At 67.7% G+C, this 13090-nt stretch carries 12 protein-coding genes; 3 read left to right on the plus strand and 9 right to left on the minus strand.

What is annotated here, in order from left to right:
• Nucleotides 1-3: 3 nt before the first annotated feature.
• The 8 genes from mdcE to NGK70_RS15060 all read right to left on the minus strand — a co-directional run bounded on the left by mdcE (nt 4) and on the right by NGK70_RS15060 (nt 7720).
• The gene (gene mdcE / locus NGK70_RS15025; RefSeq protein WP_251969331.1) at nt 4-705 is read right to left on the minus strand and encodes a biotin-independent malonate decarboxylase subunit gamma; all 702 of its coding nucleotides are present in this window, start codon (nt 703-705) and stop codon (nt 4-6) included.
• Nucleotides 706-717: 12 nt separating this feature from the next.
• On the minus strand, nt 718-1596 hold the full coding sequence (locus tag NGK70_RS15030; protein ID WP_251969332.1) for a biotin-independent malonate decarboxylase subunit beta: 879 nt from the start codon (nt 1594-1596) through the stop codon (nt 718-720).
• Nucleotides 1593-1931: a malonate decarboxylase acyl carrier protein gene (gene mdcC, locus NGK70_RS15035; RefSeq protein WP_251969333.1), complete on the minus strand. Its 339-nt coding sequence runs from the start codon at nt 1929-1931 to the stop codon at nt 1593-1595. The genes NGK70_RS15030 and mdcC overlap by 4 nt, the downstream gene beginning before the upstream one ends.
• Nucleotides 1932-1945: 14 nt before the next feature.
• On the minus strand, nt 1946-3628 hold the full coding sequence (gene mdcA / locus NGK70_RS15040; RefSeq protein ID WP_251969334.1) for a malonate decarboxylase subunit alpha: 1683 nt from the start codon (nt 3626-3628) through the stop codon (nt 1946-1948).
• 19 nt (nt 3629-3647) lie between these two features.
• Nucleotides 3648-5012: a TRAP transporter large permease gene (locus NGK70_RS15045; RefSeq protein ID WP_251969335.1), complete on the minus strand. Its 1365-nt coding sequence runs from the start codon at nt 5010-5012 to the stop codon at nt 3648-3650.
• Complete coding sequence (locus tag NGK70_RS15050; RefSeq protein WP_428985522.1) at nt 5012-5581, minus strand: TRAP transporter small permease; 570 nt, start codon at nt 5579-5581, stop codon at nt 5012-5014. Before NGK70_RS15050 ends, NGK70_RS15045 begins: the two co-directional genes overlap by 1 nt.
• Nucleotides 5578-6600, minus strand: a complete 1023-nt coding sequence (gene dctP / locus NGK70_RS15055; RefSeq protein WP_251969336.1) for a TRAP transporter substrate-binding protein DctP — start codon at nt 6598-6600, stop codon at nt 5578-5580. Before dctP ends, NGK70_RS15050 begins: the two co-directional genes overlap by 4 nt.
• A gap of 175 nt (nt 6601-6775) precedes the next feature.
• Nucleotides 6776-7720: a LysR substrate-binding domain-containing protein gene (locus NGK70_RS15060; protein WP_251969337.1), complete on the minus strand. Its 945-nt coding sequence runs from the start codon at nt 7718-7720 to the stop codon at nt 6776-6778.
• Nucleotides 7721-8454: 734 nt separating this feature from the next.
• Here NGK70_RS15060 and NGK70_RS15065 point away from each other — a divergent pair.
• Complete coding sequence (locus NGK70_RS15065) at nt 8455-9420, plus strand: IS5 family transposase (RefSeq protein WP_251969338.1); 966 nt, start codon at nt 8455-8457, stop codon at nt 9418-9420.
• Nucleotides 9421-9671: 251 nt separating this feature from the next.
• Complete coding sequence (locus NGK70_RS26650) at nt 9672-9950, plus strand: JAB domain-containing protein (RefSeq protein WP_428985617.1); 279 nt, start codon at nt 9672-9674, stop codon at nt 9948-9950.
• Between the two features lie 116 nt (nt 9951-10066).
• On the opposite strand, the gene NGK70_RS15075 is transcribed toward NGK70_RS26650, so the two are convergent.
• Entirely contained in the window at nt 10067-11623 is a 1557-nt protein-coding gene (locus tag NGK70_RS15075) for a bifunctional 3-(3-hydroxy-phenyl)propionate/3-hydroxycinnamic acid hydroxylase (protein WP_251969339.1), read from the minus strand.
• 238 nt (nt 11624-11861) lie between these two features.
• On the opposite strand from NGK70_RS15075, the gene NGK70_RS15080 reads away from it, so the two are divergent.
• Complete coding sequence (locus NGK70_RS15080; protein WP_251969340.1) at nt 11862-13088, plus strand: IS110 family RNA-guided transposase; 1227 nt, start codon at nt 11862-11864, stop codon at nt 13086-13088.
• Nucleotides 13089-13090 lie beyond the last annotated feature (2 nt).

Below are 13090 nucleotides of genomic sequence, written 5' to 3' on the forward strand. Positions count from 1 at the left end.
GGCTCAGGCGGCCTGCAGCACGCGGTCCACCACCTCGGCGGCCAATCGGCGGCCGCCACGGGCACGGCCAGCCTCGGCACGCTCGTCGGAGCGCGGAGCGTGGACCAGCGCGTCGCGCAGGGCCTGGGCCAGATCGCCCTGCCAGAGGGCCTGCACGCCGCCCATGGCCACATAGTTGCCCACGCCAGGTGCAAACACCGGGTTGTCGTGCGAAAGGGCTTCGAGCTGCGCCTCGGGCAGCTTGGTGATGCGCGCCATGGCGGGCAGGCGCATCACGCGGATCTCGGCTTCGGGCAGCGCGTAGCAGGCGTCGGCGATCAGGCCCGAGGTGATGAAGCCACCTGAGAGCGCCTGGTCGTACACCAGACCGAGCACGCGGTGGCCTTGCCGGCGGGCGAAGTCCAGGCACAGCCCCAGGTGGGCCATGGCGCGGTTGATGCCCAGCAGTTCGTCGCGGCGGCGCAGCTGCTGACCCTGCGTATCGATGAGGAGCAGGATCGGCCGGCTGGGGTGGCTGCGCACAGTCTCCAGCACGGCATGGGCCTGGGCCAGCGCCAGGTGCACGCCGATGGCTGCGTGGTGGGTGGTGCCGATCACGGTGAGCTCGGCCCCGTCCAGACGGGCGGTGCCCAGCACCAGGTCACCATCGGCCTTCAGGCCGTGGTGGGGGCCGAAGAGGGCTTCGGCGAGGGCGTTCCATTGCATCTCGTTTCCTTCTCAGCACGGGCGCATGCCGCGTACGGCGGGCACGTCGGCTTGCGGCACGCATTGGGCATCGTCCACGCCCAGCGCGCGCCACAGTGCGGCGGCTTCGTCCTCGGGTTCGGCGCCCAGCGGGGCCCCGGCTTCGCGCAGGGTCAGCAGTACGTGCTCGCGCTCCAGCGCATCGAGCGTGATAGCACGGGCCTGGCCCAGGCCAGCGATGGCGGCGTCACGGAACTCGGCCAGGTCGTCCTCGACCAGCGCGTCGCAGTCGCCGCACAGCCAGCGGTGCTTGCCACCGGTGGTGCGCCACACCAGAGCGCGGTCGCGGGCGTCGAACTCTTCCACTCCATGGGCCGACTCGATGACCTCGGGCCCCGACATGGCCAGGCGGCCCACGTCGCTCATCACCACCCAGTCGGCGCAGCGGGCCACGATGCCCATACCGCCGAAGCAGCCACCCGAGCTGCCCACCAACACCACCACGGGGATGCCGGCATGGCGCACGTCCAGCAGGGCGCGCATCACTTCCGAGACGGCGATCAGCCCGGCATTGGCCTCGTGCAGGCGCACACCGCCGGAGTCGGCCAGCAGCAGCACCGCCGCAGGCCGCTCGCGCAGCGCGCGCTGCATCAGCCCCACCAGCTTGGCGCCGTGCACCTCGCCCACGCCACCGCCCATGAAGCCGCCCTCCTGCGCGGCCACGTGCACGGGCCGGCCGGCCAGCAAGCCATGGCCGATGACCACGCCGTCGTCGAAAGCGCAGGGCAGGCCCAGCTGGGCCAGGTGCGGGCTGCTGACGCGGGCCTGCGGGGCCAGCCACTCGTGGAAGCTGCCGGCGTCCAGCAGCGCCTTCACGCGCTGGCGGGCGTTCATCTCGGCGTAGCTGTTCATGCCGCCCCTCCGTTCGCGCCCAGCTCGGCCACGGCCTGGTCCAGCCGCAGCGACACCACGGCGGGCGTGGCGCCCATGTCGTGGATGGACACGCGCAGGCCGCCCAGGCCGTGCCGGGCATGGAAGTCCTGCGCCACGGCCTGCCAGATGGCGCCGAAGCCGCGTGCCGAGGTCTGCACATTCACGGCACAACGGGCCGGGTCGGCCAGGGGCTCCAGCAGCACCTCGAGGTTGCCCGACCCCACCACGCCGACCAAGACCGGCGTGAAGGCCGGCAGGCTGCGGTGGCCGTGGAAGACGTAGTCCAGCGACTCCGTTCCGATTGCATGGCTCATGTGTTTCTCCGTGTTCACCAGTTCCGGAAGCGGGCCGGCGGCTGGTAGAGGCCGCCCGAGGCGCGCACCAGGTCGCGCATGCTGCGCGCGGCCAGCAGTTGGCGCGTGGCCAGGCGCGGGTCGATCCCCAGGTCGGCCGGGCGGCGGATGACGCCGCGGTCGCGCAGGTGCTCCACCATGCGGCGGTCGCGGCCCAGCCCCACGGGCGTGTAGCCGGCCACGCCGCGGATGGCCTGCTCGCGCTCGGCGTCGTTGCGGCACAGCAGCAGGTTGGCAAGCCCTTCTTCGGTGAGCACGTGCGTCACGTCCTCGCCGTAGATCATGATGGGCGGCAGGGCCATGCCGGCCTGCTCGGCCAGGGTCCAGGCGTCCAGCCGTTCGACGAAGGCGGGCTGCATGTGCTCGCGGTAGGTCTCCACCATCTGCACTACCAGCTTCTGGCCGCGCGGCGTGCCGGCCGCGCCGCTGCGCCCGCGCCGTGCCTCTTCGCCAGCACGCAGCCAGGCGGGGCTCACGTGGCGGCGGCCGCGCGCATCGGCCCCCATGTTGGGCGCGCCGCCAAAGCCGGCGATGCGGCCCAGCGTGGCGGTGGAGCTGTTGCCGTCCAGGTCCATCTGCAGCGTGGAGCCGATGAACAGGTCGCAGGCGTAGTGCCCGGCGGCCTGGCAGAAGGCGCGGTGGCTGCGCAGGCTGCCGTCCGGGCCGGTGAAGAACACGTCGGAGCGGGCGCGGATGTAGTCCTCCATGCCCAACTCGGAACCGAAGGAGTGGATCGACTGCACCCAGCCCGCCTCGATGGCCGGGATCAGCGCCGGGTGCGGGTTCAGCGCCCAGTGCTGGCAGATCTTGCCCTTGAGGCCCAGCGATTCGCCGTATGTGGGCAGCAGCAGCTCGATGGCGGCGGTGTCGAAACCGATGCCGTGGTTCAGGCGCTGCACGCCGTACTCGGCGTAGATCCCCTTGATGGCCATCATGGCCATCAGCACCTGCACCTCGCTGATCTGCGCCGGGTCGCGGGTGAAGAGCGGCTCAATCACGTTGGGGCGCGGCGCCTGCACTACGAAGCTCACCCAGCCGGCGGGGATGTCAATGCGCGGCAGCGCCTGCCCCGGCGGCAGCAGCTCGTTCACCTGGGCGATGACGATGCCGCCCGAGAAGGCCGTGGCCTCGACGATGGCCGGCGTGTCCTCGGTGTTGGGGCCAGTGAAGAGGTTGCCTTCTGCGTCGGCGGCGTGCGCGGCCACCATCGCCACATGCGGGGTCAGGTCGACGAAGTAGCGCGAGAACAGCTCCAGGTAGGTGTGGATGGCACCGATCTCCAGCCGGCCCTGCGACACCAGCTGGGCCAGGCGGCCGGCCTGCGGGCCGCTGAAGCTGAAGTCCAGCCGCCGCGCCACGCCGGTGTCGAAGATGTCCAGGTGCTCGGGCAGCGAGAGCACCGACTGCACCATGTGCAGGTCGTGCACGCGCTGCGGGTCGACCTTCACCAGCGAGCGGGCCAGGAAGTCGGCCTGCTTCTGGTTGTTGCCCTCCAGGCAGACGCGGTCGCCGGGTTCGATCACGGCCTCCAGCAGCGCCACGGTCTGCTCGGCGCGCAACAGCTTGCTGGTGCCACAGGCCTGCTCGGCCCGCGCCAGGCGCGCCGCGTGGTTGAGGGCGCGGCGGTTCCAGCGGCCCGGTTCGGTCATCGCGTTCATGGCGGTTCCTCGGCCGGGCTCAGCGCGTGGGGACGACGACCGCACCCATCACCGCGTCGGGCAGCGCCGTGGCGATGCCAGGAACGAGACAGATCAGCAGCACCGCCAACAGCATCAGCACCACGAAAGGCAGCACGCCCCAGATGATGTCGCTTAGCGGGATGTCGGGCGCGATGTTCTTGATGACGAAGATGTTCAGGCCCACCGGCGGGTGGATGAGGCCGGTCTCCATCACGATGGTCATCAGCACACCGAACCAGATCAGGTCGAAGCCCGCGGCCTTGAGCGGCGGCAGGATGATCGGCGCGGTCATCAGGATGATGCTCACCGGCGGCAGAAAGAAGCCCAAGAAGATCACCATCACCAGCACCGCCGCCAGCAGCACCCACTTGGACAGCTGCATGCCCACGATCCACTCGGCCGTGGACTGGCTGATGTGCAGGTAGCTCATCACGTACGAGAACAGCAGCGACATGCCGATGATGAACATCAGCATGGTCGACTCCTTGAGCGTGGACACCAGGATGGGCCGCACGTCGGCCGGCCGCCAGACGCCGTAGACCACGGCCACCAGCAGCAGGGCCAGCAGCGCGCCCAGGCCGGCCGTCTCGGACGGTGTGGCAAAGCCGCCGTACAGCGCCACCATCACGCCCACCAGCAGCAGCACGAAGGGCACGACGCGCGGCAGCATCTCGAACTTCTGGCGCGCCGTGAACGTCTCTTCGGCCAGCAGGGCCGACGCCGCGCCCGAGCGGGTGAACTCGGCGGTGGCCAGCGCGTGCTCACGCCGGTAGCGCACCACCGCGTAGACGGCGAACAGCACAACCATCAGCAAGCCCGGGAAGATGCCCGCCAGGAAAAGCCGGCCCAGCGACTGCTCGGCCGCCACGGCGTACAGGATCATGGTGATGGACGGCGGCAGCAGGATGCCCAGGGTGCCACCGGCGGCGATGATGCCGGCCGCGAAGCCGGGCGAGTAGCCGCGCTTGCGCATCTCGGGGATGCCCGCTGAGCCGATGGCCGAGCAGGTGGCCGGGCTAGAGCCGGCCATTGCTGCGAACAGCGCGCAGGCGAAGACGTTGGCAATGCCAAGGCCACCGGGTATCTTTCCCATCCACACATGCATGGCGGCGTACAAGTCCTGCCCGGCGCGTGATTTGCCGATAGCTGCGCCTTTGAGGATGAACAGCGGGATGGACAGCAGCGTGATGCTAGCCATCTCCTCGTAGACGTTCTGCGTGATCGTGTCCAACGCCGACACCGGCATGGTGAACAGCATGAACGTGACCGCCACGCTGCCCAGCGCGAAGGCGATGGGCGCCCCCGAGAACATGAACAGCAGCGTCACCACCCCGAACAGGGTGCCCAAGACCATCATGTCCATCATGCCTCCCGGGCGTGGTTGGCCGAGAGCGCGTTGACGCTCGCGGTGAGTTGCAGCAGCAGCTGCAGCGAGAGCAGCGTCATGCCGGCGGCCATCAGGCCGTAGGGGATCCACAGCGGCGGCGCCCACGAGGACGAGGTGGTCTGGCCGTCCACCCAGGCCTCGTGGAACAGGTGCCAGCTCTTCCAGGCGAAGAAGGCGCAGAAGGCGGTGCAGACTGCATCCACCACCACCAGGCGCAGGCGGTTGGCCCGCGCCGAGAGCAGGCCTGATACGGCCTCGATGCCCACATGCCCGCGCAGCGACTGCACAAAGCCGCCGCATAGGAAGGTGGCTCCCACCAGGCAGAACACCGCCGCCTCGTCCTGCCAGTCGGTGGAGGCCTTGAGCAGGTAGCGGCTGAACACGCTGTAGGTCAGCACCACTGAGGCCACCAGCAGGGCCGCCATGCCCAGCCAGACCATGGCGTCATTGAGCCTGCGCACCAGCGCCGCGAGTGGCTGCAGCACGCGGGGCAGAGAGGGGTCGACACGCGCGTAGTACGTGCCGGAGTCGATGCCGTGGCTCATAGGAGCTTCTGCGCGGCCTTCATCAGCCCCGCACACGATTCGTTCTTCTCGGCAAAGTCCTTCCACGCGGTGTCGCGCGCAATGGTCTGCCAGGCGCGCAGCTGCGCGTCGCTCATGTCGTAGACCTTGGCACCGGCCTTCTGGTAGACCTCCACGGCCTGGCGGTCGTCTGCCTTGGCGGCGTCGCGGGCAAAGGTCTCCAGCTCGGCACCCACGCCCATCACCACGTCCTGTTGGGCCTTGTTGAGCTTGCCGAAGACCTCCTTGGAGACCATCAGCGGCTCGAACATGAACCAGTAGGTGCGCTGCCGGCCCGAGGTGAGGTGCTTGGCGATTTCTTCCAGCTTGAACGAGATGAAGCTGGTGGACGAAGTCATGGCCGCGTCCATTGCGCCGGTCTGCATGGCGGCGTAGATCTCGTTGGAGGGCAGCGTGATCACCGAGGCGCCCGCGGCCTTGAGCATCATGTCCATCTCGCGGCTGCCGCCACGCACCTTCAGGCCCTTGGCGTCCTCAGGCGCCACCAGCGGCCGGGCCCGCGAGGCCACGCCACCGGCCTGCCAAACCCAGCTGACGATGAGCACTCCCTTGTCCTCCAGCGTCTTGCTGAGCAGCTTGCCCACCTCCGCGGTCTTCCACGCGGCGCCCTGCTCGTAGCTCGGCACCAGCGCGGGCATCAGGCCGATGTTGGTCTCGGGCACCTCGCCGCCTGCGTAAGAGAGCGGCACCAGGCTCATGTCCAGCGCGCCCTTGCGCATGGACGAGAACTGGGCATTGGTCTTCATCAGCGACGAGCCGGGGTACACCGCCGCCTTCAGCGCGCCACCGGTGCGCTTTTCCACTTCGGCGGCGAAGCGCCGGCAGAGCCGGTCGCGGAAGTCGCCTTCGGTCAGCGAGCCGCTGGGGAATTGGTGCGAGATCTTCAGGTTGGCCGCAGCCTGAGCCTGACCCAGACCGGGCCAGCCAGCGGCCAGGCCACTGGCGGTGAGCGCCAGCATCTGGCGTCGTGTGGTGTGCATTGCCGTCTCCTTGTGCCCGCGGCGCATGTCCGGGGGCTGGTTGCCACGCACCATCCGGAACGGGGGGCGTGATGGAGCGGCAGATTAGGGATGGACCGTCGAGCGATCAATCAAGCTCGCCGGCAGACCGTTACGGTCGGCGGAAGCATCGGGGGTTAACCCGCAATATCGCGGATCAACCGCGGCGCGGGTCGCTGGCCGGGGTGCTGTCCAGCGCAGCGGTGTAGGTGCGGCAGGCTGCAAGCAGCGAGAGCAGGTTGGGGTCGCGCTCGCGGTTGCGCAGCACGACGGTGCAGATGGCCTGGCGCTGCCGGAAGCGCGGCGCCAACGGCCGCAGCACCACGGAGGCCGGCAGCACCGGGCGGATGCGGCCGGGCAGCAGGGTGCAGCCGATGCCGCCTCCCACCAGGTTCATCAGCGAGAAAATGTCGCTGGTGGTCATGACCACATTGGGTTCGTAGCCCGCTTCACGGAAGGCGTCTGTGAAGCGATCGTGGGTGACATAGCCGCCCGTGAGGCTGACGAAGCGCTCGTCAGCGCAAGTGCGCAGGTCCACCTCGGCTTCGCTGGCTTGGGCCGAGTCGACCTGCGCCGCGAAGAACACCTCGTCTTCGAACAGCAATTGGGTCTCGATGTCGGACGCGGCCTCGGGCTGGCCGATCAGGGCCGCGTCCACCGAGCCGTCGCGCAGCTTCTGCAGCAGGTCAGCATTGGAGCCCAACACCAACTCGGTGCGGATCTCGGGTCGCCGCAACTTGAGCCCTACCACCAACGCCGGTAGCGTGCCATTGGTGAGCGAGTACAGCGAGCCGATGCGCACGCGGTCGGCAGCATAGCCGCCCACCTCGCGGGTGTGACGGATGCCGTCGGACATGGTCTTGATGACCTCGCGCGCCACATCGGCCAGCGCCAACGCGGCCTCCGTGGGGATGAGGTTGCGGCCCTCGGTGCGGAACAGGTGGCAGCGCAGCCCAGCCTCCAGCGAATGCAGGGCCCGGTGCACGCTCACCGCGCTGATGTCCAACTGCTCGGCCGCCTTGGCCAGACTACCAGCCTGTAAGAACGCCAGCAGGATCTCCAGCTTGCGGAAGGTGATCTCTTCTTCGATGGAGGCGGACATAAGACTTGTCCCGGTTGGTTCTGGATGAGCGAAGAGGCCTGGCAATCCCAGCCCATTGACTTGCTCGGCATTTCCGAAACCCGCCGATGATGGTCAGGCACACAGGCTGCTGGCCTGTGGCGGTCGTTTCGAAGACGAAGTCAAAGGCCAGGCCCTGTTGGCCTTGAAAGGTGTGCGCACGCGCTGCCGCCTCGACGCAATTTGTACTTGCGAGCACTTGCTGTGCACCAGCAGGCCTGCAGGGCGCCACAGGCGGAACGTGCGCGACCAGCTCAGCTCAAAGCCACGACGGCGCAAGAAAACCTGGACACGCAGGCAGCCAGAGCGCGGGTTCTGCGCCGACAGCTCCCTTATCGCCTCAATCCCTGGCGCAACCTCGGCCGGCAGGTTCATCCGGGAGCTCAGTGTGACCCGCGACATGCCGATGAACCCGCAGGCCCGACGCAGGCTCAGGCCATGCTCACGAGCGAAGGCAACCTGGTTACGTCGAGACAGCGGCCTCACCATCTTCTTGCGTTGAACTTCCCAATCACCTCGACGTCCAGCTCGCGCTCAGCAAGCAGCTCCTTAAGCCGACTTGACTCCTGCTCCAGCGCCTTCAGTCGCCTAAAGTCGACCGCATTTTACTGGCAGAAGTGCCTGTGTCAGTGACCTGCCCCCCGCTAGGGAACCTCTGCACGAATGAGCTCCGGAAGTGCTTGAAGTCCGGGACGGAGCCGGAGAGGATGTGAAGCATGAAGCAAGCAGACCTTGGGCTGAACCTGTCGAGCAAACGTACGCGCAAGCGGGAGTTTCTGGACCAGATGGACAAGGTCGTGCCGTGGGCAGAGCTGGTGGAGCTGATTGCGCCACACTGCCCGCAGCGAGGTCGCAAAGGCCGCCAGCCGTATGAGGTGGGGGCGATGTTGCGCATCCACTTCCTGCAGCAGTGGTTCGGTCTGAGTGACCCGGCGATGGAAGAAGCGCTGCACGAGGTGCCGCTGTACCGGGAGTTCACCGGGTTGGACAGCTGGAGCGAGCCGCTGCCCGACGAGAGCACGATCCTGAGGTTTCGCCATACGCTCGAAGAGCACAAGCTGGCCGACAAGATGCTGGCCACGGTCAACGACATCCTGCGCGAGCGGGGACTGATGATGCGATCGGGCACGGTGGTGGATGCCACGCTGATTGCAGCGCCGAGCTCAACCAAGAACAGCAGCGGCGAGCGTGACCCCGAGATGCATCAGACCAAGAAGGGCAACCAGTGGTACTTCGGCGCCAAGAGCCACATCGCGGTGGACGCGGCCAGCGGCTTGGTGCACACCACGAAGTTCACGGCGGCCAACGTCGCCGATGTCACCGAGGCCAACAGCCTGCTGCACGGCGAGGAAGTCAGGGCCTTCGGGGATGCGGGCTACCAGGGCGTGGAAAAACGCCCTGATGCGCCAGGCGACGTTGAATGGCACACCGCGCTGCGCCCGGGCAAACGGCGAGCACTGGACAAGAGCGACCCTGCGCAGGCACTGACCGACCAGATCGAGCGGGTCAAGGCGAGCATTCGATCCAAGGTCGAACACGTCTTCCGGGTGGTCAAGTGCCAGTTCGGATATCGCAAGGTGAGGTATCGCGGACTGGCCAAGAACGGCGCGCAGATGACCACGCTGTACGCGCTGGCCAATCTGTGGCTGGTGCGGCGCAAATTGCTGGCACTGCAGGCATGAGTGCGCCCGAAATGGCTCGGCAAGGCCGATTTCAGGCCTTCAGCGCCCGTCAATCGACACGAAGTGGTGTCAGAACCGCTCGAAACCGCCGAAACCCTTCGACTTCAGGCCTGCTGGCACATCTCAATGTGATCTGTGCAGAGCTTCCCAAACACGTCCAGGCGGTGGGAATCGTGAGGGTGGCCATGAGGCTGCTTTATGTCAGCCTGCGCCCCCGGCAAGCCCGAGATCGCCTCAAGCCACGTAACGGGATGTTGCCCAGGCCTACGCGTCCGGCCGCAGCTACCGAGAAGTGGCCGAGGAGCTTTGCATATCACCAGTCACGGTGCGACACCAACTGCGCTCGACGCACGCAGCCGCTGATCGTTGCGCACAACCACCCCTGCGGTCAGGCCGAGCCCAGCCGGGCCGACGAGTACCTGACACAGTCGCTCAAGACCGCGCTGGCGTTGGTGGATGTGCGGTTGCTGGATCACTTCGTGGTGGGGTGCGATGCCATCGTTTCGTTTGCGGAGCGGGGGATGGTTTGAGCTGGAAGATCGCTCGCGGTTGAGACCCGACGCAGGCGCTCGCCCTGCGCCGGGTCTCAAGCAAGGTGGCCCCAAGACTTCCGGCCTCAACCCCGCAGAACCCTGCTCACACCAACTCAGCTGCCGCAAGGAACTGCCAAGCCGGATCCCTGCGCCGCCGCCACGAAGCGATCCGGCCGCACTGCAATCACGGGCGCCCGGTGCTGTCGCATCCAGGCCAGCAGCGTGCCGTCCAGGTCCACCACATCGTCGTGGCCGTGCCCCCCTTGCTCGGGCGCGATCACCGTCAGGTACCGTGCACCAACGCGGTCCCACTGGGCCCGCTCTGCCGGGCTGAGCGCAGTGGCCGGATCGATGCCGTCACCCAGCAGGGCAAAGCCGTCGCCCAGCAGCTCATCGAGCCAGCAGCGCTTGCCGGCCGCATCGGCCACCCGGGGCTGCGGCAGCATCTTGCCCACGGCCCCGTCTGGCGTGATCTCGCCGGTGAACCAGCCGGCGTCGTACCAGGGGTTGCGCAAGAGTGGCGGCTCGGGCGGCGGCTCACCCGGCTTGGGCGCCATCGCGGCAAGCTCCTCCTCGCTGAGCTGCTGCTGGATGATGCGGCCGAGCTGGATGGCCACCTCGGTGTAGAAGCGCACGTTGGGCGACCGCTCGGCTTCGTAGCTGTCGAGCAGGAATTCCGGCAGCCGGCCGGAGAGCACCTCGCGCAGCTTCCAGGTGAGGTTGAAGGCGTCGCGAATGCCTGACTGCATGCCCGAGCCCGCCCAGGGCGGCATCAGGTGCGCCGCATCGCCGAGCAGGAAGACGCGGCCCTTGCGCCACTGGTCGGCATAGCGCACGTGGTGGCGGTAGAAGGCGTGCTGGTGGATTTCCACATCGTCACTCGTCACGCCCAGCGAGTTCAGCAGCGTCCAGAGTTGGTCGTGTGTCTGGAAGTCCGCCTCGGACTCGTGCTCGGCCAGCGGGAACTCCCAACGGTGGTTGCCCAGCGCCAGCGCGATGTCCACCACTGGCCGCTGCTTGTCGGACCAAAAGGTCAGGATGTGCCGCTGTGGCCACCAGCGCTTGACCCGGGCGTCAATGACCACCCAGCGGGTGGAGCGCGTCTCGCCGATCAGCTTCAGGCTGAGGTGTTCTCGCATGGCGCTGGAGCCACCGTCACAGGCCAGGGCATACCGAGCTCGCAGCGTCTGCAGCTGCCGCGTCGCCAGATCCTGCACCGTCAGGGTCACCCCCGTGTCGTTCTGACTGACATCGATCACTTCAGTGCCGAAACGCACGTCCACATGGCCGGCGTGGCGCTCCGCAGCCGCCCGCAGCGTCTTCTCCATCTCCGGCTGGTAGATCGCATAGGACTGCGGATGCCTGCCTAGGCGCGATGGCGGGAAGTTCAGCGTGGTGATCTGCTGGCCGGCATAGGTGATCCAACGCAGGCCCAACGTCTCATCCATGCCTTGCGCCAAAGCTTCGTCCAGGCCCAGCGACTGGAAGCAGCGCATGGTCCAGTCGTTCACGGTCACCGCACGGGCGCGAGGGTAAATGTCGCGGTCGCGTTCGAAGGCCACCGTGCGGATGCCGTAGTGGCCCAGCGCCAGGGCGGCCGACAGGCCTGTCGGACCATAGCCGACGATGGCAACTTCCGCGTCGAAGTGTTCCGGGGTCGTCGTGTTCATGTCAGTTGCTCCACCGCGCTTCGCGCGACCCGCGACGCATGAAACGGGCGTGTAATGCGGTGGCGGCGTCCGGCGCAGAGGTCGGTTCGTACTTGGTGTCTCGAACCCGTATGTCAGTTGGACCCGCGGCTCCACGAGCACCCCGCACTGTCGCCTTGGGCTTCGCGCCCCTGAGCACGCATCCTAGAGTTCGATGACGTGGGCCGCATGCCGATGTCGCCGCGGACTGGAGGCGATCATGGAAGTGATCTACCCGCGCTGCGCCGGACTGGACGTGCACAAGGAGACGGTGGTGGCGTGCGTGCGCATCGCCCGCGACGGCCCACCCTTGCAGGAGGTGCGCACCTTCCAGACGACTACCTCGGGCCTGCTGGCCCTTGGCGACTGGCTCGACTCCTTCGGCGTCGAGCACGTCGCCATGGAGGCCACCGGCGTGTACTGGAAGCCAGTGTGGCACGTGCTCGAAGGCCACTTCGAGCTCGTGCTGGCCAACGCCGCGCACGTGAAGAACGTTCCTGGCCGCAAGACCGACGTCAACGACGCGATGTGGCTGGCGGACTTGCTGGCCCACGGCCTGATCCGCGCCAGCTTCGTGCCGCCGGTGGCGGTACAGGAACTGCGCTCGCTCACGCGCACCCGCAAGCAGTTCGTGCGCGAGCGCAGCGCGCACGTCCAACGCATCGAGAAGGTGCTCGAAGACGCCAACTTGAAGCTTGGCGTCGTGCTGGCCGATATCGTGGGCAAGAGCGGCCGGGCCGTGTTGCAGGCCCTCATCGGCGGCGAGCGCGATCCCGAGCGCCTGGTCTCGCTGGTCAGCGTGCGCGTCAAGGCCAGCCGTGCCGAGTTGCTCGAAGCGCTGCGCGGCCGCGTCAGCGCTCACCACCGCTTCATGCTCAAGCTGCACCTGGGGCACATCGATGCGCTGGATCAGGCCATCGCCGCCATCGAGAAGGAGGTGGGTCAAGGGCTGGCGCCCTTTCGGCACGCCGCCAAGCTGCTGAGCACCATGCCGGGCCTCAGCGAGGTCAGCGCCCATGTGGTCGTGGCCGAGATCGGTATCGACATGTCGCGCTTCGCCACCCCGGCTCATCTGCTGTCCTGGGCCTGCATGTGCCCGCGCAACGACGAGAGCGCCGGCAAGCGTCGCAGCGTTCGCTTGCGCCGTGGCGGCAGGTGGCTCAAGACCACCCTCGTGCAAGCCGCCTGGGCAGCCATCAAAGTCAAGGGCAGCTACCTGCAGGCGCAGTTCCACCGCCTGCGCGCTCGTCGCGGCGCCAAGAAGGCGATCATCGGCGTGGCCGCCTCGATGCTCACCGCGGCTTGGCACATGCTGCGCGACGGCACCGAGTGGCATGACCTCGGCGCCGCCCACTTCGATCGCGCCGACGCCCACAAGACCGCCACCCGACTGGTGCGCAGGCTTCAGCAGATCGGTTACGCCGTACAACTCACGCCGGCTGCATGAAG

The organism is Sphaerotilus microaerophilus, assembly GCF_023734135.1.
GTDB lineage: Bacteria > Pseudomonadota > Gammaproteobacteria > Burkholderiales > Burkholderiaceae_C > Sphaerotilus > Sphaerotilus microaerophilus.